We start from the raw sequence: 943 nt of genomic DNA, 5'->3' as shown, positions 1-943 counted from the left end.
GCATAGGTATGGCCGCCACCGGTGTAGCCGATCGCCGTCATGCCGGCGGCGATCGCGCCCTGGATGCCGAAGGGCGAGTCCTCGATGACGATGCAGTCAACGGGATTGGCGCCGATCTTGTCCGCCGCGAAGAGGAAGATGTCCGGCGCGGGTTTGCCGTTCTTGACCATCGAGGAACTGTAGATCGCATCGCCGAAGAAACGCGCCAGCCCGGTCACCGCAAGGCTGTGGTTTATGCGCTCGACGGAGGAGGACGAGGCGACACAGCGGTCGCCTGCAAGCGCCTCCAGAAAGGCAGTGATTCCCGGTGTCGGCTTCAATTCCTGCGAGAACAGCACCTTGGTCTCGGCCCAGATGTCGCCGTCCGCCGCCGCCGGAAACTGGTGGCCGGTCAAATCTTTGATCCTGGCGATGATATCGGACTGCTTCATGCCGATGCATTGGGCGATGACGCTGGTGTTGACGCCGGGCATGCCGTGCTTTTCGTAGACGCGCTCATAGGCGCGGGCGGCCAGAGGCTCGCTGTCGACAAGAACGCCGTCGCAATCGAAAATAATAGGCCTTGGTCGCGCCACGCGTTTCCCTCTCGAGTCAATTTTCGCACATCGCTATCGGCAAAAAGTCAAATGTTCAATAGCACGTGCGGTTTTGGGGGCGCGAAGAGCGGGCTCAAAGCTGGCGCAACGCATCGCTCGCACGGGAAGACACGAGCGCCCGTTGCATGGCTTGCCGGGACTGCGCGCGATCCGGGGTGATCCAGTTCGGTTCGGCGCCGAGAAAGCGGTCGAGGAAAGCCACCGCATAGGCCGGCATCTCGGTCACATTCTCGCGATAGGACCACCAGGTGCGCAAATCGTCGGCGCATTTGTCGATCCCGGGTGTCGTGCCGAATTCCTGCTCGTGGATCGCCGAAATCACCGAGACGCAGTAGTTGGTGTAGAGG

General features: G+C 61.6%; 1 protein-coding gene and 1 pseudogene. Both read right to left on the bottom strand.

Annotated elements, in window-relative coordinates:
- Positions 1 to 575 (bottom strand): HAD family phosphatase (locus EN884_RS37090; protein ID WP_164895466.1); only part of this gene is annotated, 575 nt, incomplete at its 3' end.
- Positions 576 to 669: 94 nt separating this feature from the next.
- Positions 670 to 943, bottom strand: a pseudogene (locus EN884_RS37085) (hypothetical protein); the annotation flags it as partial.

Origin of the sequence: Mesorhizobium sp. M7A.F.Ca.AU.001.01.1.1 (assembly GCF_004022735.1) — a bacterium.
Classification (GTDB): Bacteria; Pseudomonadota; Alphaproteobacteria; order Rhizobiales; family Rhizobiaceae; genus Mesorhizobium; species Mesorhizobium ciceri.
Note: the sequence above shows the minus strand (reverse complement) of the source record. Positions and strands in the feature narration are given on the sequence as shown.